Source organism: Stenotrophomonas bentonitica (genome assembly GCF_002887735.1).
GTDB lineage: Bacteria > Pseudomonadota > Gammaproteobacteria > Xanthomonadales > Xanthomonadaceae > Stenotrophomonas > Stenotrophomonas bentonitica_A.
The window spans coordinates 12,044-32,421 of sequence record NZ_PKQP01000011.1 but is presented as its reverse complement, the minus strand read 5'-3'; the positions used below and the strand labels follow the sequence as shown (position 1 = coordinate 32,421).

Sequence of the window (20,378 nt, the reverse complement as noted above, 5' to 3'; positions counted from 1 at the left end):
ATTCAGCCCCACCTCCCAACCTGAATGTCAAGCTTTCGGGTTCAGGATGTATTGGGAAATCCCCCCCTATCGTGCGCCAACTTTCCCGCTCACCACCCAGTTCGAGTGAGCGCGCGGACCCCACGTCTTGTTCGGGTCCGCCCCCGGGCGGCCCCGATGGCCGCCTCCCCATGACGCCAAGTCGTATCCCACGCCCCGTCCGCACGATCGGATGGAACAGCCAGGTGCGGCCCACACGGAGCAAGGAGATTTATGAAACTGGCCTGGATTCTCTGGCTGTCACAGTTGTTGCCGCAGCCTGCCGCCGATTCGTTGTGCCTGAGCACGACCGTCTACCTCGAAGCGCGTGACCAGACCCTGCGCGGCCAGCAAGCCGTCGCGGAAGTGGCTCTGCGCCGGCTGGACAGCGGCCTGTGGGGCGACTCGATGTGCCAGGTGGTGACCGCCCGCAAGCAGTTCGCCCCGACCATCGTCGCGCCCGGCACCCAGCTCGGCAACGCCGATGCCTGGCAGGAAGCGATGACCGTGGCCTTCGATGCCGAGCGCAACTGGGCCCTGCCCGCCGGTGAGCGCAAGGAGATCGTGCCCGGCGCGAGCCACTTCGCCGCCATGGCGATCGCCAACCCGAGCTGGCGCAACGCCTACCAGGTGGCCACCATCGGCGACCACACGTTCTACCGCGTGCAGAAACTCAAGCCGCGCGCGTCGTAACGATCTGTTACGGCGATACCGTTGAGGATGAAGGGCCAGCTCTGGAATAGTGGGCGGCTCACCTTCCACCGATCCGCAACGGAGTTCCCATGAAGCTGTACAGCAAGCCCGGAGCCTGCTCCACCGCCGACCACATCGCCCTGCAGTGGACCGGCCAGCCGTTCGAGGTGGAACTGCTCGACAAGGACACCCTGAAGGCACCGCCGTTCCTGGCCCTCAATCCGGCCGGTTCGGTCCCGGTGGTGGTCGATGGCGATTTCGTGCTGACCCAGAACGCGGCGATCATGGGCTATATCGCCGATACCCACCCGCAGGCCGGCCTGACCGGTGATGGCAGCCCCAAGCAGCGCGCCGAAGCCACCCGCTGGCTGTCCTTCGTCAACTCCGACCTGCACCCGGCGTTCAAGCCGCTGTTCGCGCCGGGCGCCTTCATCGAAGACGACACCCAGTACGACGCGCTCCGCGCCGCCGCCCGCAAGCGCCTGCGTGGCCTGTTCGAGCGCGCCGATGCGCAGCTGGCCGATCGCCCCTGGCTGGCCGGGTTCCGCAGCTTCGCCGACCCCTACTTCTACATCACCCTGCGCTGGGCGGCGGGCGCGAAGATCGACCTGAGCGGCCTGGACAACCTCGCCGCCTTCAAGCAGCGCATGGAGGCTGATACCGGCGTGCAGGCGGTGCTGAAGGCCGAAGGCCTCCTGTAGAGCCACCCCATGGGTGGCTGCAGGCGGTCCGGCCAGAACAGACGCGCCGGCCGGACAAGGAGCCACGCATGGCGTGGCTCTACCCGATCGTACGTACCACAGTGCCCTCGGCATCGCGCAGCTCGCTCGGCTCCACCACTACCTGCAGCGCCGGCCAGCCCGGGATCGCATAGGTCCCGCGGCGTGGCATGACCGTGGCAACCAGCGCCTGCACCGTGGCCGGGGCCAACTGGCAGTCCAGCGCATCGGCGTCGATCACCAGCGCATTGACCGCCGCTGGCGACAGCGTGATCTGCCGATCATTGCCGACCAGCGTCAACGGCTGCCCGAACAGCAACCGCGCTGGCAGCAGCGCGAGCAGCGATTCCACCTGGCGCGCGCCCAGCGTCAGGGTCAACTGCTGCCCAGCGCCCTCGCCCTGCACCGACCAGGCCAGCTTTTCCAGGAACAGATAGGCCGTCTGCGAGCCCTCGCGTGCCGCCCCCTCTGCCACGGCGGCAGCCAGTGCCGGGTCGCCCAGCAGCGAGCCACGCGCGATGTCGGTGATCCACAGCGGCATCCTGGGCAGCAGCGTCTCGAGCACGCCGGTGGTCGACCAGCGCTTCACCGCCTCCATCTCGTCATCGGTCAGCCCGATCACCTGCAGGAACTCCAGCGAACCGTTGGGCGTCTCGCGCGGGGGCAGCTGCGGGTCGCGCATGAAGGCGACGTGCCGCAGCAGCGTATCGCTATCGGCGGCGATCGGCCCGCCCGCGTTGAGGTAGTGGCCCTGCTGGAACACCTTGCCGTTGGCGAACACGTAGCGCGCCAGGTTCTGCAGGAAGTTCATCGCCCACGCTGGTGGCTCGCTGCCCGCTTCGGCGGCCACCCGGAAGCTCAGCTCGAACCCGTAGCCACTGGTGGCCGGATCATCGCTCTCTTTTTCATACAGTTCGGAGAAGCCGTAGCTGACGAAATGCCAGTGCGGCAGCGGCGCATCGTTCCAGTACGCGCTGATGCCGTCCAACGGGTCCTCACCGCCCAGCAGCGAGCGCAGCACCGGGCCGTAATGCTGCGGCGCCTGCACGGGATACACCGCTTTCAACGCCGCATCGATGGCCTCCCAGCCAGGCGCGCCGTCGTCCTCGATCTCATCCACCATCACCGCTCTCCAGCCACAGAATCAGCGCGCATTCTAAACACCGCGCTGGCTGACTGCCGTGGAGGCCTCGGCTCAGGCGACCACGGGATCGGCCTGCACCAGCGCGCGCGTTTCGTCGAGCCAACGGTTGGCCAACGCCGGGCTTTTCGCCTTGCTGATCGCGGCGGCCATGTCCGGCCACAGCGTCTCGAGGCTGCCGGCATCGGTACAGCGCTCCACTTTCAACTGCATGAAATAGCCCTTCAGACCGAGATGCCTGCGCACCGATTCGCTCATCCAGTCGTACAGTCGCTTGTACAGGTCCGGATCCTGCTCGCGTCCGGCGGTCAGGGCCGCAGCGACGACCGGCGCGACACTGCCGCCGACGATCTCGATCAGGCCCTGCGCGGACAACTGCGCGAGCGCGTCCTCCGGTGCACGCAGGCCCGGCAACAGAGCGGTCAGCGCGGTGTCATCGCGCTGACCATCCACCATCAGCAGAATGGAGCGCAGCGACGGCGGCAGGCGCCGTGCACGGTCCTCGATTTCCTGACGGCCAGCGGCCGTCTTGGCATGGATATACGCCATGTGTTCCCCCTCACGTGGTGCATCACCGCGCGTGGCACCCGGACATTCGCCGATGCGTACGCGCCCCCTTGCGATCTTCCAGGCCGATGCGCATCACCGGCCGCGCGTGGCGCGCCGTGTCCCCAGCGCGCGGCGCCGGGCCGGTGAGGCCTGCAACGATCGCCTGCGCAGCTTACCGGAGCGCTCCGCTTGCCGGTAATGCGCTGCAGCATGGTCCTGGGCGGTGGCACGGCAGGCGTTGAAGGCCCGCCCTCGGGGGAAGGCGGGCCGTGGGGACGCGTGGGGCACGCCAGGACGACGGCCGGTCAGTTGCCCAGCGCGCGCCGGATCTCGTCCAGGGCCGCCGGGTCGTCCAGGGTCGACAGATCGCCCGGGTCACGTTCCTCGGCCAGTGCCTGCAGCGAGCGCCGCAGCAGCTTGCCCGAGCGCGTCTTGGGCAGCGCGTTGACGATATGGATGTGCGCCGGCCGTGCGACCGCGCCCAGCGTGCCACTCACCCGCTGCATCATCTCGGCCACCACGGCACTGCCGTCGCCTTGAAGGGCCTGCTTGAGGGTGACGAACACCAGCGGTACCTGGCCCTTGAGTTCATCCTTGACCCCGATCACGGCGGCCTCGGCCACCAGCGGATGGCCGGCGATGCACTCTTCGATCTCGCGCGTGCCCAGGCGGTGCCCGGCCACGTTGATGACATCGTCGGTGCGGCCCAGGATGAAGGTGTAGCCGTCTTCGTCCTGGATCGCCCAGTCCAGCGAGCTGTAGAGCAGTTCCTTGAAGTGGCTGAAATAGCTCTGGATGAAGCGCGCATCGTCCTTCCAGACGGTGCTCATGCAGCCCGGCGGCAGCGGCGGGATCATCACCAGCACGCCCTTCTGCCCCGGCGCGACGGTCTCGCCGGTGTTCTCATCGATGACCTTCATCCGGTAGCCGAGGTTCGGAAAGCCGGGCGAGCCGAAGCGCACCGGTTTCATGTCCACGCCCGGCAGCAGGGTCAGTGCCGGCCAGCCGGTTTCGGTCTGCCAGTAGTTGTCGATGATCGGCTTGCCGAGTGCGTCGTTGATCCAGTGCGCGGTGGGTTCATCGAGCGGTTCACCGGCAAGGAAGACGTACTTCAGCGAGGCCAGATCGTGGCGGCGGATGAAGTCCGCATCGTGCTTCTTGAGCACGCGGATCGCCGTGGGCGAGGAGAACAGCGTGCGCACGCCGTACTGTTCGCACAGCGCCCACCAGATGCCCGGATCGGGACTGGTCGGCAGCCCTTCGTACAGCAGCGAGGTGCAACCGCCGATCAGCGGGCCGTACACGTTGTAGGAGTGCCCGACCGCCCAGCCCACATCCGAGGTGGAGAACATCACCTGGCCGGGCTTGCAATCGAACACGGTCTCCATCGACTGCGCCATCGCCACCGCGTAGCCGCCGACGTCGCGCTGCACGCCCTTGGGCTTGCCCGTGGTGCCGGAGGTATACAGCAGATAGCTGGGCTCGCTGGATTCCAGCCACACCACCGGCACATCCTGGTCGCCCACCTCGGCGCGCAACGCGGCGTAGTCCACGTCGCGGCCGGGCACCTTCGGCTCGGCCGGGTCCAGCCCGCGCGAGACGATCAGCACGTGCGGCGGCGGCGAAGCGGCTTCGGCGCAGGCGGCATCGACCATCGCCTTGTAGGGAATCACTTTGCCACCGCGCTTGCCGGCATCGGCGGCGATCAGCAGCTTGGGTTCGGCGTCGTCGATGCGCAGTGCCAGGTTGTGCGCGGCGAAGCCACCGAACACCACCGAGTGGATGGCACCGATGCGCGCGCAGGCCAGCATCGCGAAGACTGCCTCGGCCATGTTCGGCATGTAGATCACCACGCGATCGCCGCGCTGCACGTCCAGCCGCAGCAGCACGGCGGCGAAGGCATTTACTTCGCGGTGCAGCTCGCGGTAGGTGATCTCGCGGGTGACGCCGGTTTCACTGGAGACCGCGACCAGCGCGAGCTGGTCGGGGCGATCGACCAGATGGCGGTCCACCGCGTTGTAGCAGAGGTTGGTTTCCCCGCCGACGAACCAGCGCCGGAACGGCGGGTTGCTGTAATCGAGGATCTGCTGCGGCGGCGTGTGCCAGTAGATGCGCTGGGCCTCTTCGCCCCAGAACGCCTCGGGTTCATCGACCGAACGTCGATAGACATCTTCGTAACGCATGACAGCCCTCCCAGACAAAGTCATGGGATCGAGCATAGTCCGATGGTGAGGCACGGGCCGTCCGACCTTGGTCGTAGGGCCGATCGGTGGGTCGGGCGCTGGGCCCCCATACCCTTTCCGGCGAATGTCCCCCGGCGTCGGCCTGCGGCCGCCCCCTCCTCCTTTATTTCGCCTACAAGGGTATGGGGGCCCAGCGCCCGACCCACCGACCGCCGCGGAGGAAAAGACTCAGCACGCGCCTCTACCTGCACCGCCCATGGGCGAAGAACCAAAAAAAAACGCCGGGCAATGCCCGGCGTTTCTTCCATCAGGCACCGACCAACGGCCAGCACCTGTCGCGGCGTGCGATCAGCCCAGCAGGTGGGCGACGCCGGCGCGCTCTTCTTCCAGCTCGGCCAGGGTCTTGTCGATGTACTTCTGGCTGAAGTCGTCGACCGGCAGATCCTTCACCAGGGTGTACTCGCCGTTCTCGGTGGTGACCGCGAAGCCGAAGATCACGCCTTCCGGAATGCCGTAGGAGCCGTCGGACGGCACGCCCATGGTGACCCACTTGCCGTTGCTGCCCAGCACCCAGTCACGGATGTGGTCGACGGCGGCATTGGCGGCCGAGGCTGCCGAGGACGAGCCACGCGCTTCGATGATCGCCGCGCCGCGCTTGCCCACGGTCGGGATGAAGGTCGATGCGTTCCATTCCTGGTCGTTGATCGCCTCGGCGATGGAGGCACCATCGGCGGTGGCGAAACGGTAGTCCGGGTACATGGTCGGGCTGTGGTTGCCCCACACGATCAGCTTTTCCATGCCACCGACCGGCTTGCCGAGCTTGGTCGACAGCTGGCTCAGCGCGCGGTTGTGGTCCAGGCGCAGCATGGCGGTGAAGTTGCGCGGGTTCAGGTCCGGCGCCGACTTCATGGCGATGTAGGCGTTGGTGTTGGCCGGGTTGCCGACCACCAGCACCTTCACGTCACGCTTGGCGACCTTGTTCAGTGCGGCGCCCTGGGCGGTGAAGATCTTCGCGTTTTCCAGCAGCAGATCCTTGCGCTCCATGCCCGGGCCGCGCGGACGCGCGCCGACCAGCAGGGCGATGTCGGCGTCCTTGAAGGCGACTTCAGCGTCGTCGGTACCGACCATGCCGGCCAGCAGCGGGAACGCGCAGTCTTCCAGTTCCATCATCACGCCGCGCAGGGCGGCCTGGGCCTTGTCGACCGGCAGCTCGAGCAGCTGCAGGATGACCGGCTGGTCCTTGCCCAGCATGTCGCCGGAGGCGATGCGGAACAGCAGGGCGTAGCCGATCTGGCCGGCGGCGCCGGTCACGGCAACACGAACAGGTGCTTTCATGGGGATTTCCTCTGCTAAGAATCGTAAAAACGGCCCCCTTCACAGGGGGCCGTCGGGATCGGATCAGGCGCTGGGGATCAGCTTGTTCCACTCCGCCACGCGCTCGGCCTGGGCGGCCAGCACGGCGTCGGTGTCGCCTTCCAGGGTGATCGAATGGATCACATCGCCCTGCTTGACCGAGTCCACGATGGCCTGGCCGTCCAGGACCTGGCCGAACACGGTGTGCTTGCCGTCCAGCCAATCGGTCTTGATGTGGGTGATGAAGAACTGGCTGCCGTTGGTGTTCGGGCCGGCATTGGCCATCGACAGCGAACCGACCTGATGCTTCACGCCATTCTTTTCATCTTCGAACTTGTAGCCCGGGCCGCCGGTGCCACGACCCTGCGGGCAGCCGCCCTGGATCATGAAGTCGGGGATGACGCGGTGGAAGATCAGGCCGTCATAGAAGCCGTGCTTGACCAGGTTCACGAAGTTGGCGACCGTCAGCGGGGCCTTGTCGGCGAACAGCTCGACCTTGATCGGGCCCTGGGTGGTGTCGAAAGTGGCGATGAGGGACATGCAAATCCTTGGGGTACGGGGGTTTGTCGTTAGCCCCATAGGATACACCGCGCCCCCTGACCAACGGGCGCCTGTTGGACAAACGCGTCGCCACGCGCCCAGGTACCTCCGCGCCGGCACGGACACGCTTTGCTGAATGCCTCAGGGACGGCGGCTGAATGCCTCAGGGACGGCGGTCGTGCCGGCCGTTGGCCAGCAGCCAGGCAAAACCTGCCGGGGATCACGGGGTTGCCGGCCAGCGGCCGGCACTACCTGAATGCCCGTCCGGCAAGGCTTGCGACGCACTTTTCGCGATTGGTCATCTTGGCCGTATAATGTTGGACTTCTTTTTCCAAATCCGGCGCCGACTGGCCCCCTTTCGCATGTCTATCGAAAATCTTCGCAACATCGCCATCGTCGCCCACGTCGACCACGGTAAGACCACCCTCGTCGACCAGCTGCTCAAGCAGTCCGGCACCCTCTCCGAGCGCACCGTGCTCGCCGAGCGCGTGATGGACAGCAATGACCAGGAAAAGGAACGCGGCATCACCATCCTGGCCAAGAACACGGCCATTACCTGGGAAGACAAGAAGACCGGCATCAAGAACCGGATCAACATCGTCGACACCCCGGGACACGCCGACTTCGGCGGCGAAGTGGAGCGCGTGCTGTCGATGGTCGACACCGTGCTGATCCTCGTCGATGCGATGGACGGCCCGATGCCGCAGACCCGCTTCGTGACCCAGAAGGCCTTCGCGATGGGCTTCAAGCCGATCGTCGTGGTCAACAAGGTCGACCGTCCGGGCTCGCGTCCGGATTGGGTGATCGACCAGGTCTTCGACCTGTTCGACAAGCTCGGCGCCACCAATGAGCAGCTGGACTTCCCGATCGTCTACGCCTCGGCCCTGAACGGCTACGCCGGCCTGGAAGACACCGTGCGCGACGGCGACATGACCCCGCTGTACGAAGCGATCATGCAGCACGCGCCGAAGCCGGAAGTGGACCCGGACGGTCCGTTCCAGATGCGCATCAGCCAGCTGGACTACAACAACTTCGTGGGCGTGATCGGCATCGGTCGCGTGCAGCGCGGCACCCTGAAGAAGAACATGCAGGTCGCGGTCATCGATCGCGAAGGCAAGAAGCGCAACGGCAAGGTCGCGCAGGTGCTGGGCTTCCTGGGCCTGGAGCGCATCGAGCAGGATACCGCCGAGGCCGGTGACATCATCGCCATCTCGGGCATCCCGGAACTGACCATCTCCGACACCCTGTGCCACCCGGACACCCCGGAAGCGCTGCCGGCGCTGACCGTCGATGAGCCGACGATCTCGATGACCTTCCAGGTCAACAACTCGCCGTTCGCCGGCAACAAGGACCTGTCCGGTGGCAAGTTCCTGACCAGCCGCCAGATCAAGGACCGCCTGGACCGCGAGCAGGTCCACAACGTGGCCCTGAAGGTGGAACAGCTGGAAGACGCCGACAAGTTCCTGGTCTCCGGCCGTGGCGAACTGCACCTGTCGGTGCTGATCGAGAACATGCGTCGTGAAGGCTACGAGCTGGCCGTGTCGCGCCCGGAAGTGATCATCAAGCAGATCGACGGCCAGGCCATGGAGCCGATCGAGCAGCTGGTGGTGGACATCGAAGAGCAGCACCAGGGCGGCGTGATGGAAAAGCTGGGTACCCGCAAGGGCCAGCTGAAGAACATGGAGCCGGACGGCAAGGGCCGCGTGCGCCTGGAATACCAGATCCCGGCCCGTGGCCTGATCGGTTTCCAGAACGAGTTCAAGACCCTGACCCAGGGTTCGGGCCTGCTGTTCCACGTGTTCGATCATTACGGCCCGAAGGAACAGGGTTCGATCGCCAAGCGCCAGAACGGCGTGATGATCGCCAATGCTCCGGGTGCCACCCCGGCGTACTCCCTGGGCCCGCTGCAGGAACGCGGCAAGCTGTTCGCTGCTGAAGGCGACAACGTGTATGAAGGCCAGCTGGTCGGCATCCACTCCAAGGACAACGACCTGACCGTCAACGCGATCAAGACCAAGCCGCTGACCAACATGCGCGCTTCGGGCAAGGACGATGCGATCCAGCTGACCCCGGCGATCAAGTACTCGCTGGAGCAGGCCCTGGACTTCATCGAAGACGACGAGCTGGTCGAGATCACCCCGAAGGAAATCCGCCTGCGCAAGAAGGGCCTGACCGAAAGCGACCGCAAGAAGGCATCGCGCGGCGGCTGATAGGACCCTGTCGTGACCGACAAGCCCTACAACCCGGATCCTCACAAGCATCCGGGGCTTCACCTGATCGCCTTGCTGGAAGCCAGCAAGGCGGTTCTGGCGCTGTTGGCTGCGACCGGGCTGGAAATGCTCGGCCCGCAGCCCCTGCGCGATGCGGTCAATGCCTTGATCCGCCGGTTCAGTCTGGACCCGGATCACGGCACCCTGCCCTCGCTGCTCAACATGATCAGCCCCGATGCCGTGCATCTGGCGGCTGCTGCGATGGTCGCCTATGGCGTCCTGCACCTTTTCGAGGCCTGGGGCCTCTGGCGCGCCAAAGCCTGGGCCTCCTGGCTGGGCTGCGTCACCGCCGGCATCTACCTGCCGTTCGATATCTACGCCATTCTCCGTCACCCGGGCTGGGCCTCGTGGTCGGTGCTGGTGATCAATCTGATCGTGGTCGGCGTGCTCGCCCGCGATATCCGCAAACGCCATGGCAAGGCCGCCAACGCGGCTTGAGTTGCCAAGCGCCGTCTGTGCTGGTTAGCCTGTCGGCCGGTTCGGGGGGACAGGCATGCGCCTGACACTGACATCACTGATGCTCATCGCACTGGCCGGCTGCAGCCCGGGCCCGGCGCCCCTGCACGCCCGTGAGTCGCCTGCCGCGGCACCGCCCACCAGCGCGCCGATTCCCTTCGCCTACGCCGAAGCCGACATCGCCGATCTGCAGGCGCGCATGGCCAGCGGCGAGCTGGACAGCGTCACCCTGGCCCGCGCCTACCTGGACCGCATCGCCCGCCTCGACCGCGCCGGCCCGCGCCTGCGCGCGGTCATCGAGCTCAATCCGGACGCACTGCGCGAGGCCGCCCAACTGGACGCCGAGCGCCGCCGGGGCCAGCTCCGCGGCCCGCTGCACGGCATCCCGGTGCTGCTCAAGGACAACATCGGCGCCAGCCCCATGAGTACCACTGCCGGCTCGCTCGCACTGGAAGGCTTCCGCCCCGACGATGCGTTCCTGGTCAAGCGGCTGCGCGCGGCCGGCGCGCTGATCCTGGGCAAGACCAACCTGAGCGAATGGGCCAACTTTCGCTCCAGCCAATCGGTCTCTGGCTGGAGCGCGCGTGGCGGACAGACCCGCAACCCGTATCGGCTCAGCCACAGCCCCTGCGGCTCCAGCAGCGGCAGCGCGGTGGCGGTGTCGGCCAATCTGGCGGTGGCGGCGATCGGAACGGAAACCGATGGCAGCATCGTCTGCCCGGCCGCCGTCAACGGCGTGGTCGGGCTGAAACCGACCGTCGGCCTGGTCAGCCGGGAAGGCATCCTCCCGATCTCCTTCAGCCAGGACACCGCCGGCCCGATGGCGCGCAGCGTCGCCGATGCGGCGGCCCTGCTGACCGCCATGGCCGGCCGCGACGAGGCCGACCCGGCCACCGCGACCATGCCCGGGCGCGCGGTCTACGACTACACCTCCCGCCTGAACGCCGATGGCCTGCGCGGCGCGCGGGTCGGCGTGCTGTATGGCGACCTGATGCAGAAGCCGGGCATCGCCCCGGCCCTGCAGCATGCCGTGGCCGTGCTGCGCGACGCCGGCGCCACCGTGGTGCCGGTGCAGCTGCCGACCCAGGGCCAGTGGCAGGACGCCGAACGCATCGTGCTGATGCACGAGTTCAAGGCCGGGCTGCAGCGCTACTTCACCACCTACCAGGCCCCGGTGCGCAGCCTGGAGGACGTGATCGCCTGGAACCGGCAGCACGCGGGCAAGGAGCTGGCGCTGTTCGACCAGGACCTGATGGAAACCGCTGCCGCCATGGGCGGGCCGGGCACCCCGGCGTACATCCGCGCGCGCAGTGACGCACGCCGCCTGGCCGGCCCCGAGGGCATCGATGCGGTGCTGCGCGAGCAGAAACTGGATGCGCTGGTGGCCCCGACCACCGGCGTGGCCTGGCCGATCCGGCCGGGCAGTGGCGATGACTTCCCGGGCGAGAGCTACAGCGCTGCCGCCGTGGCCGGCTACCCGAGCCTGACCGTGCCCATGGCGCACGTGAACGGCCTGCCGCTGGGCCTGCTGTTCATGGGCACCGCGTGGAGCGAGCCGCGCCTGATCGAACTGGGCTACGCCTACGAGCAGCGCACGCGGGCGCGCCGCCCACCACGCTTCCAGACCGACAGTCTGCTGACGAACGCCGTCGCGCCCTGACGGGCGTGTACCGACCAACGGTCGGTACCTACCCGATAACGTACGCCCCACCTCGGTAGTGCCGGCCGCTGGCCGGCAACCACGCAATCCCGGCACAGGGTCCATGCGTTTGCCGGCCGGCGGCCGGCACTACCGGGATGCATCGCCCGGGTCCGGCAGGATCGCCGGCTCACCATCCTCGGCCCCGGGCGAGCGCACATCCTCGGCCGGCTGCGAGCGCGGCCGGCGCGTGGGCGTCACTTCCTGGTTGAGCTCGGCACGGGTGCGCGGCAGCGCCTGCGGATGCTCGCGCGCCAGGAAATCGAGCATCCGCTCGCGCACGATGCAGCGCAGATCAAATGCATCGCCGGAGTTGCGCGCGCTCACCAGCAGGCGCACCTGCAGGGTGTGCTCGCTGGTTTCGGTCACCTGGGTTACGCAGACCTGGCCGTCCCACAGTGCCTCGCCTTTGCAGATCCGCTCCAGTTCAGCGCGGATCGCCGGGATCGGCGCGGTGTAATCCAGCCACAGGAAGGCAGTGCCAAGCAGGTCCGCACTGCGCCGTGTCCAGTTCTGGAACGGGTGCTCGATGAACCACGTCAGGGGCACCACCATCCGCCGCGCATCCCAGATCCGCACCACCACGTAGCTGCTGTTGATCTCCTCCACCCGGCCCCACTCACCTTCCACGATCACCACATCGTCCAGCCGGATCGGCTGGGTCAAGGCGATCTGCAGGCCGGCGATCAGGTTGCCGAACACCGGCTTGGCCGCGATACCGGCGACCAGGCCGATGATGCCGGCCGAGGCCAGCAGCGCGGTGCCGATCTGGCGCACCATCGGGAAGGTCAGCAGGATCAGCGAGACGCCGATCAGGATGATCGCGCCCATCAGCACGCGGCTCAGCACCCGGGTCTGGGTCTGGATGCGACGCGCTTCGAGATTGTCGGCCACCTCCATCGGGTGGTCGCGCAGGATCGCCTGCTCGCCGGCAGCGACCGCGCGCACCAGCAGCCAGATGAAGCAGCCGGTCAGGCCGATATGCAGCAGGCGCAGTGACTGGTCCAGCCAACGCCCGTGCAGCGGCGTGGCTTCCAGCGCGGGAATCAGCAGCAGCAGCGGCAGCGCGAACGCCAGCGGACGGCTGATCACGCGCGCGATGCGGGCGCGGCGGTAATCGCGGTTTTTCAAGCGCCGCGTCAACGCCATCAGCAACCACCAGCCCGTGATCCCGATCACCAGTGCGATCGAGATCGGCCATAGATACAGCGCTGCCTGCTGCCAGTCCACGGTCACTGCACGCTCCTGTGTTCTTCGCAAGGAAGTCCACAGGATACCGGTACCACCATGACCGGGGTATCAGACAAATGTAAGGTGCGTGTCGAGGACACGCCCCCGTGTCAGTCGGCGTAATGCGCCTGCTTGCGCACGATCGCCATCGCGATCTCCAGCGACTGCTCGTAGTTCAGGCGCGGATCGACGGAGGAGCGGTAGGCACGCTCCAGGTCGCGTTCGGTCAGCTCGCGGGCGCCGCCGGTGCATTCGGTCACGTCCTCCCCGGTCAGCTCCAGGTGCACGCCGCCCAACCGCGTGCCGGCCGCGGCATGCAGATCGAAGGACATCTCGACCTCGCCACGCACATTGTCGAAACGGCGCGTCTTGTAGCCATTGCTGGTGCTCTCGGTATTGCCATGCATCGCATCGCACACCCACAGCACGCGCCGGCCATCGCGCTTGACCGCATTCAACAGCGGCGGCAGCTTCTCGGCGATCTGAGCCGCGCCCATCCGGTGGATGAAGCTCAGGCGGCCCGGTTCGTCATCGGGGTTGAGCACATCGATCAGGCGCAGCAGCTGGTCCGGCTGCACGGACGGGCCGACCTTGATCGCGATCGGATTGCGCACGCCACGCAGGTATTCCACGTGCGCGCCATCCAGCGCCGCGGTGCGCATGCCGATCCACGGGTAGTGCGTGCTCAGGTTCAACCAACCCTGCTGGCGCGGCACCTGCCGGGTCAGCGCCTGCTCGTAGGGCAGCAGCAGCGCTTCGTGCGAGGTGTAGAAGTCGATCCGGTTGAGGTTGTACACCTGCGTGCCGGACAGCGTTTCCATGAAGCGCACCGCGTCGCCGATCGAGGACACCATCTTCTGGTAATCGGTGGCCAGCGGCGAATGCCGCACCCACTCCAGGTTCCAGTACTCGGGGTGGTGCAGATCGGCGAAGCCGCCATCGATCAGCGCCCGCACGAAGTTCATCGTCATCGCCGAATGCGCATGCGCCTGCAGCATCCGGCGCGGGTCCGGCAGACGGGCAGCTTCGGTGAATTCCGGCGCATTGATCACGTCGCCGCGGTAGCTGGGCAGGGTCACGCCGTCGCGGGTTTCGGTATCGGCCGAGCGCGGCTTGGCGTACTGCCCGGCGAAACGCCCGACCCGGATCACCGGCTTGCGCATGCCGTGTACCAGCACCAGGCTCATCTGCAGCAGCACCTTGAGCCGGTTGGAGATGGTGGTGGATTCGCAGTCGCTGAAGTTCTCCGCGCAGTCACCGCCCTGCAGCAGGAAGCGCTTGCCTTCCTGGGCATCGGCCAGCTGCTGCTTGAGCGCCAGGATCTCCCAGGAGGTCACCAGCGGCGGCAGCCGCTTGAGCTCGTGCAGCGAGGCATCCAGCGCCAGCGGGTCCGGGTAGGTCGGCATCTGCAGCGCCGGCTTGCCACGCCAGCTCTCCGGCGACCAGGCAGCGTCGACGGCGGTCGCGGCGGGATCGGCTACGGGGGGGGCGGACAGGCTCATCACGGACTTCCGGGGTGTGGGGCCGGTCATGGTCGCAGAGCGCGCCGCCGCCGCAAAGGGCTGGGCCGGCCTGCGTGGCTGAACACCGGTCAACGGGCGCGGCGATCGGCCAGATCGCGCATGGTCCAGCGGCCGCGGACAGGCGCATGATTTGTTACGGAGTAACACTTGCCAGGCCGGCCCCTCCTCCATCGCCCAGCCAAGCCATCCTCATGAAGCCCTCCCTGCTTGCTACCGGTATTACTGTTTCCCTGGCCCTGACCGGCCTGCCCGCCCTCGCCGCCGCCGCCACCAGCGCCGCCCCTGCCGTCACCGATCTGGACGCGGTCACGGTCAGCGCCAAACTCGACCAGGCGCGCAATGCGCTGTCGCCGGATATCGGCAGCAGCCAGTACCAGATCACTGCCGAAGACATCCAGAACCTGCCGCTGGGCGCCTCCACCCCGTTGAACCAGGTGTTGCTGCAGGCGCCGGGGGTGGTCCAGGATTCCTACGGTGGCGTCCACGTGCGCGGCGGCCATGCCAACCTCCAGTACCGGCTCAACGGCGTCCTGCTGCCCGAATCGATCTCCGGCTTCGGCCAGACGCTGGACGCCCGCGCGATCAAGAGCCTCCGCCTGATGGATGGCGCCCTGCCGGCACAGTTTGGCGAGCGCACCGCCGCCGTGGTCGACATCACCACCCGCAGCGGCGCCGAGCTGGGCAATGGCGGCAGCGCCGGCCTCACCGCCGGCTCCTACGGCAAGGTCAACCCCAACGCCTCGTGGTGGGGCAGCCAGGGCCGCTGGAGCTGGTACCTGACCGGCAACTACGACCAGGACCAGGTCGGCATGGAAAACCCCACCGCCTCGCGCCGGCCGGACCACGATGACACCCACCAGGGCAAGGCGTTCGCCGACCTGACCTACCTGGTCAACGACGCCACCCGCCTGAGCCTGTTCGCCGGGTTCTCCAACAACCGCTTCCAGATCCCGGTCAACCCCGGCCAGACCCCGCAGTTCGGCTACCTGGACACGGTCACTGCGGACTCCGCCGCGCTGGACGAAACCCAGCGCGAGACCACCCGCTTCGGCATGCTGGTGCTGCAGGGCGCGCTGGGCAGCACCGCCTACCAGGTCTCGGCCGGGCGGCGGTACAGCGACCTGTCCTTCCACCCGGACCTCGCCGGCGACCTCATCTTCAACGGCGTTGCCTCACAGGTGGAGCGCAGCAACCGCGCCAACACCGTGCAGGCCGATTTCTCCACCCCGCTGGGCGAAAACCACACCTTGCGCTACGGCCTGTACGTCAACGCCGAACGCGCCCGCGCCGGCAGCGACACCTGGGTGTTCCCGGTCGACGCCGACGGCCAACAGGCCAGCACCACGCCCCGGCGCATTCCGGAGGCGAGCGCCTTCAACGCCACCACCACCGCGGTCTATCTGCAGGACGAATGGCGCCTCGGCGACGACTGGACCGTGAACTACGGCCTGCGCGGCGACCGCTACAAGGCCTTCGGTGGCACCGAAGGCCAGCTCAGCCCGCGGGTGGGTGTGGTCTGGAACGCCACCGACAGCACCACCGTGCACGCCGGCTACTCGCGCTACTTCACCCCGCCGGCCAGCGAACTGGTGGCCAGCAGTGACATCGCGCTCTACGACGGCACCACCAACCAGCAACCGGCCGGAGGCAGCACCACGCCACTGTCCGAGCGCAGCGACTACTACGACATCGGCGTCTCCCAGCAGCTGGGCGAACACCTCACCCTCGGCCTGGACGCTTACGACCGCAAGGTCGACCGGCTGCAGGACGAAGGCCAGTTCGGCGCCGCCTATATCTACTCGACCTTCAACTATCGCCACGGGCATATCCACGGCGTGGAATTCAGCGCCGACTACAGCAATGGCCCGCTCAGCGCCTACGTCAACGCGGCCTACAACAAGGCCATGGGCAAGCAGGTCATCACCGGCCAGTACAACCTGGATCCGGAAGCACTGGCCTATGTCCAGGACAACTGGATCCACCTGGACCACGACCAGAAACTGACCTCGTCCGGCGGCATCAGCTACGCCTTCGCCGGCCACAATCGTCTTGGCGCCGACTACGTCTTCGGTAGCGGCCTGCGCTCGGACGCCGACGGCGTCCCCAACGGTGGCGAACTCCCCGCCTACCTCCAGCTCAACCTGAGCGCCGGCCACGACTTCAACGCCGACAGCGGCCACCCGCTGCACGCGCAGCTGGCCCTGGTCAACGCCCTGGACCGCAGCTACCAGCTGCGCGACGGCGGCGGGATCGGCGTCTTCGCCCCGCAGTGGGGCCCGCGCCGTGGCGCCTACCTCAGCCTGCAGCAGGACTTCTGAGCGGTACCCTGACGCCTTGCGACCGGATCAGGCCGGGAACATCCAGACCTGACCGCAGCCTCCGACCTGGCCGCGCAACGCGTGCCAGGCCGGAGACGGCCGGATGCGACCTCAGTGGCGGCGGCGCGCACGGAACGCCGTCACCAGCGCCCACAGCGCCAAGGCCGCGAACCACACCAGGCTCCACATCGGCATCGTCAGGCCCAGGAACTGCCAATCGATGTTGCCGCAGTTGCCGGTACCGGTCAGCACCGTGCGGAACACCTCGAACGGCCCCATCGTCTCGCTGAGGAAGCTCAACGGTGGCCCGCAGCTCGAGCCCATGTCCTGCGGCAGCAACTGCACATACACATGGCGCCCGGCAATGCCGATACCGACAGCCGCCGCGATGAAGGCCAGCACGCCATACGTCTTCCGCCCGGCCGGATCACGCGGACCGTGCAGCGCCCCGATCAGGAACAGCAGCCCCAGCGCCGCGAACGCGATCCGCTGGAAGATGCACAACGGGCACGGCTCCAGCCCCATCTTCAGCTGCAGGAAGATCGCATACCCCAACAGCACCGCGCAGACCAGGAACCCCAGCAGGAACTGGGCGCGGAAACTCCAACGCAATGGATTCATTGCCAACACTCGTGAAAGTCCAGGCGCCAAGATTAACAGGGCCGCGACCAGCCGCCACGCAGCCGGCCAACGGCCGGCTCTACCTACGCCGCGCACAGCCCCCGCTTTACCCCATGCGCACCGACCATGTGTGCAGGCGTTGGCGCGGGTGGGTTGTCGGGACCATGAGCGCCATGGATGGCGCGACATGAGCCTCCATGGACGGATTTACGGCGTGTCCCGCCAACCCACCCGCGCCGACGCCCCACCCTCGCCCGCAGCGCCATGCTCTTGCCGTGGCCGTGGCCGTGGCCTTGGCCTTGGCCCTTATCAACCCCGCAGAAACGGAAAAACCCGGCACAAGGCCGGGTTCTTCACCGAATAACAGGTACAGCTCGAAGATTACTCTTCGACGGCTTCAGCCACAGCGGCCGGACGATCGACCAGCTCCACGTAGGCCATCGGCGCATTGTCGCCAGCGCGGAAACCACACTTCAGCAGACGCAGGTAGCCGCCCGGACGGTTCGCGTAACGCGGGCCCAGGGTGGTGAACAGATTGCCGACGGCTTCGTTGTCGCGCAGGCGAGCAAACGCCAGACGACGGTTGGCAACCGAATCAACCTTGGCCAGGGTGATCAGCGGCTCGGCAACGCGGCGCAGTTCCTTGGCCTTCGGCAGGGTGGTCTTGATCAGCTCGTGCTTGAACAGCGACGCGGCCATGTTCTTGAACATTGCTTCGCGATGGGCGCTGGTGCGGTTGAACTTGCGACCGGACTTCATATGACGCATGACGGTGATTCCTGAAGTGAATGTTGGATCGGTTGGGTATCGCTGTCGCCATCCTGGCGTTGCTGCTTGGACTGCGGATGGTCCGGTGCCAGCCGTCCTGGCTGGCCGTCACCGCAGGCTATCGACCTGTCGGTGCGGGGTGTTGCCGGTGAAGCCCCCGCACCCGAAGGTGCGGGGTCAAGCATCTTGCGTAGCGCTGGATCAGCCGAGCATGCCGTGCTGGGCGACACCGGCCGGCGGCCAGTTCTCCAGCTTCATGCCGAGCGAAAGGCCGCGCTGTGCGAGGACTTCCTTGATCTCGGTCAGCGACTTCTTGCCGAGGTTCGGGGTCTTGAGCAGCTCCACTTCGGTCTTCTGGATCAGATCGCCGATGTAATAGATGCTCTCTGCCTTGAGGCAGTTGGCCGAACGCACGGTCAGTTCCAGGTCGTCGATCGGGCGCAGCAGCACCGGATCCACGCCGTTGTTGGCCGGCTTGGCCGCACCGCGGTCGCGGTGGGTGAAGTCACCGAAGACCGACAGCTGATCGCTGAGGATGTCGGCGGCAGTGCGCACGGCTTCCTCGGCATCGATCGTGCCGTTGGTTTCGATGTCCAGCACCAGCTTGTCCAGATCGGTACGCTGTTCAACGCGGGCCGCTTCCACCGAATAGGCGACGCGACGGACCGGCGAGAACGAGGCGTCCAGGACCAGACGGCCGATGGCACGGGTTTCTTCATCCGGACGACGACGCGCGGCCGCCGGCTGGTAGCCGAAACCACGCTCGATCTTCAGACGCATATTGATTGCCGTGTCCTTGGTCAGGTGGCAAATGATATGGTCGTTGTTGAGGACTTCGACGTTGTGGTCCAGCTTGATATCAGCAGCGGTCACGACACCCGGACCCTGCTTGGACAGCGACAACGTAGCGTTGTCACCGGTATGCATGCGGATGGCCACGTCCTTCAGGTTGAGCAGGACTTCCAGCACGTCCTCCTGCAAGCCTTCGAGCGTGGTGTACTCGTGCAGTACGCCATCGATTTCGACTTCCGTGATGGCGAAGCCCGGGATGGACGACAGCAGCACGCGACGCAGGGCGTTGCCCAGCGTATGCCCGTAACCACGCTCCAAGGGTTCGATGACGACCTTGGCGCGGGTATCGGTAAGGCGTTCGATCTGCGGACCGCGAGGACGCAGAACCTGGTTGGCGGTAACCGTCATGTTGCGGGTTCTCCTGCGAACCTCCGGTGTGACCCGGAGGTTCTCCAATGTGAATTACTTCGAATACAACTCGACGATCAGCGCTTCGTTGATATCCGCAGGCAGGTCCGAACGATCCGGCACGGCCTTGAAGATGCCGGCGAACTTGCCGGAATCAACTTCAACCCACGACGGACGCAGGTCATGCGTGGCAGACACGGTCAGGGCTTCCTGAACGCGCAGCTGCTTGGCAGCCTTCTCGGACAGAGCGACGGCGTCGCCAGCCTTGACCTGGTACGAAGCCAGGTTGACCGACTTGCCGTTCACGGTGACGCCGCGGTGCGAGACCAGCTGACGGGCAGCCGGACGGGTCACAGCGAAGCCCATGCGATAGACGACGTTGTCCAGACGGGTTTCCAGCAACTGCAGCAGGTTCTCGCCGGTGTTGCCCTTCTTGGTCGAGGCCTTCTTGTAGTAGTTGCGGAACTGACGCTCCAGCAGGCCGTAGATACGCTTGACCTTTTGCTTTTCGCGCAGCTGGGTAGCGTAGTCGGACAGCTTGCCCTTACGGGCAGTGGCGCCGTGCTGGCCGGGCTTCTGCTCCAGCTTGCACTTGGAGTCCAGCGCACGGGCCGGGCTCTTGAGGGAAAGGTCGGCGCCTTCGCGGCGGGCGAGCTTACAGGTAGGACCGATATAACGAGCCATTTCTTATCGCTCCTTTAGACGCGACGCTTCTTCGGCGGACGGCACCCGTTGTGCGGGATTGGCGTCACGTCGATGATGTTGGTGATCTTGTAGCCCACGTTGTTCAGCGAGCGCACGGCCGACTCACGACCCGGACCCGGGCCCTTGATGCGGACTTCCAGGGACTTGACGCCGTAGTCGAGCGCGGCACGGCCGGCCTTCTCGGCAGCCACCTGGGCAGCGAACGGAGTGGACTTACGCGAACCGCGGAAGCCAGCGCCACCGGAGGTCGCCCACGACAGAGCGTTGCCCTGACGGTCGGTGATGGTCACGATGGTGTTGTTGAAAGAAGCATGGACGTGGGCGACGCCGTCAGTGACGACGCGCTTGATCTTCTTCTTGGTCTTAGCGACGGGCTTAGCCATTTCTTAGGT

General features: G+C 66.6%; 18 protein-coding genes. 6 read left to right on the top strand and 12 right to left on the bottom strand.

Translation table 11 applies throughout. The annotated features are described in order from the left end of the window. The first annotated feature begins 252 nt into the window (after positions 1–252). Together C0R07_RS17030 and C0R07_RS17025 are read left to right on the top strand one after the other, a co-directional pair. Entirely contained in the window at positions 253–711 is a 459-nt protein-coding gene (locus C0R07_RS17030) for a cell wall hydrolase (RefSeq protein ID WP_019185842.1), read from the top strand. 89 nt (positions 712–800) lie between these two features. Further along, positions 801–1,412, top strand: a complete 612-nt coding sequence (locus tag C0R07_RS17025) for a glutathione S-transferase family protein (protein ID WP_070426696.1) — start codon at positions 801–803, stop codon at positions 1,410–1,412. A gap of 79 nt (positions 1,413–1,491) precedes the next feature. Here C0R07_RS17025 and C0R07_RS17020 read toward each other — a convergent pair whose 3' ends face one another. From C0R07_RS17020 to C0R07_RS17000, 5 genes are all read right to left on the bottom strand, one after another. Further along, a complete protein-coding gene (locus C0R07_RS17020; protein ID WP_102789533.1) occupies positions 1,492–2,553 on the bottom strand; it encodes a suppressor of fused domain protein in 1,062 nt (353 codons plus the stop codon). 72 nt (positions 2,554–2,625) lie between these two features. Next, positions 2,626–3,120: a hypothetical protein gene (locus C0R07_RS17015; protein ID WP_070473727.1), complete on the bottom strand. Its 495-nt coding sequence runs from the start codon at positions 3,118–3,120 to the stop codon at positions 2,626–2,628. A 305-nt stretch (positions 3,121–3,425) separates the two neighbouring features. Beyond that, positions 3,426–5,303 carry a propionate--CoA ligase gene (prpE, locus tag C0R07_RS17010; RefSeq protein WP_070473725.1) on the bottom strand — a complete coding sequence of 626 codons (1,878 nt, stop codon included), beginning with the start codon at positions 5,301–5,303 and terminating at the stop codon, positions 3,426–3,428. 348 nt (positions 5,304–5,651) lie between these two features. Continuing rightward, a complete protein-coding gene (locus C0R07_RS17005; RefSeq protein WP_019186175.1) occupies positions 5,652–6,638 on the bottom strand; it encodes a malate dehydrogenase in 987 nt (328 codons plus the stop codon). A 63-nt stretch (positions 6,639–6,701) separates the two neighbouring features. Then, positions 6,702–7,196, bottom strand: coding sequence for a peptidylprolyl isomerase (locus C0R07_RS17000; RefSeq protein ID WP_019186174.1), 495 nt, complete (start codon positions 7,194–7,196; stop codon positions 6,702–6,704). Between the two features lie 362 nt (positions 7,197–7,558). Here C0R07_RS17000 and typA point away from each other — a divergent pair, with 362 nt between their 5' ends. The 3 genes from typA to C0R07_RS16985 are packed head-to-tail and all read left to right on the top strand — an operon-like array spanning position 7,559 to position 11,582. Next, on the top strand, positions 7,559–9,406 hold the full coding sequence (typA, locus tag C0R07_RS16995; RefSeq protein WP_102789532.1) for a translational GTPase TypA: 1,848 nt from the start codon (positions 7,559–7,561) through the stop codon (positions 9,404–9,406). A gap of 12 nt (positions 9,407–9,418) precedes the next feature. After that, positions 9,419–9,904 carry a DUF2127 domain-containing protein gene (locus tag C0R07_RS16990; protein WP_019186172.1) on the top strand — a complete coding sequence of 162 codons (486 nt, stop codon included), beginning with the start codon at positions 9,419–9,421 and terminating at the stop codon, positions 9,902–9,904. 55 nt (positions 9,905–9,959) lie between these two features. Next, entirely contained in the window at positions 9,960–11,582 is a 1,623-nt protein-coding gene (locus C0R07_RS16985) for an amidase (RefSeq protein WP_026070243.1), read from the top strand. Between the two features lie 129 nt (positions 11,583–11,711). Here the strand turns inward: C0R07_RS16985 and C0R07_RS16980 are convergent, their stop codons facing one another. Together C0R07_RS16980 and C0R07_RS16975 are read right to left on the bottom strand one after the other, a co-directional pair. After that, positions 11,712–12,857: a mechanosensitive ion channel family protein gene (locus tag C0R07_RS16980; RefSeq protein WP_390331293.1), complete on the bottom strand. Its 1,146-nt coding sequence runs from the start codon at positions 12,855–12,857 to the stop codon at positions 11,712–11,714. 104 nt (positions 12,858–12,961) lie between these two features. Continuing rightward, positions 12,962–14,353: a class II 3-deoxy-7-phosphoheptulonate synthase gene (locus C0R07_RS16975; RefSeq protein WP_019186169.1), complete on the bottom strand. Its 1,392-nt coding sequence runs from the start codon at positions 14,351–14,353 to the stop codon at positions 12,962–12,964. A gap of 212 nt (positions 14,354–14,565) precedes the next feature. Here C0R07_RS16975 and C0R07_RS16970 point away from each other — a divergent pair, with 212 nt between their 5' ends. Further along, the gene (locus tag C0R07_RS16970) at positions 14,566–16,692 is read left to right on the top strand and encodes a TonB-dependent receptor (protein ID WP_102789531.1); all 2,127 of its coding nucleotides are present in this window, start codon (positions 14,566–14,568) and stop codon (positions 16,690–16,692) included. Positions 16,693–16,803: 111 nt separating this feature from the next. Here C0R07_RS16970 and C0R07_RS16965 read toward each other — a convergent pair whose 3' ends face one another. From C0R07_RS16965 to rpsK, 5 genes are all read right to left on the bottom strand, one after another. Continuing rightward, entirely contained in the window at positions 16,804–17,313 is a 510-nt protein-coding gene (locus tag C0R07_RS16965) for a disulfide bond formation protein B (protein WP_102789530.1), read from the bottom strand. Positions 17,314–17,694: 381 nt separating this feature from the next. Then, positions 17,695–18,081, bottom strand: a complete 387-nt coding sequence (gene rplQ, locus C0R07_RS16960) for a 50S ribosomal protein L17 (RefSeq protein ID WP_019186166.1) — start codon at positions 18,079–18,081, stop codon at positions 17,695–17,697. Positions 18,082–18,282: 201 nt separating this feature from the next. After that, the gene (locus C0R07_RS16955; protein WP_019186165.1) at positions 18,283–19,281 is read right to left on the bottom strand and encodes a DNA-directed RNA polymerase subunit alpha; all 999 of its coding nucleotides are present in this window, start codon (positions 19,279–19,281) and stop codon (positions 18,283–18,285) included. Positions 19,282–19,335: 54 nt separating this feature from the next. Continuing rightward, entirely contained in the window at positions 19,336–19,965 is a 630-nt protein-coding gene (gene rpsD / locus C0R07_RS16950) for a 30S ribosomal protein S4 (protein WP_019186164.1), read from the bottom strand. A gap of 14 nt (positions 19,966–19,979) precedes the next feature. Next, positions 19,980–20,369 (bottom strand): 30S ribosomal protein S11, encoded by a 390-nt coding sequence (gene rpsK / locus C0R07_RS16945; RefSeq protein WP_017355427.1) that lies wholly within the window; start codon positions 20,367–20,369, stop codon positions 19,980–19,982. Positions 20,370–20,378: the final 9 nt, after the last annotated feature.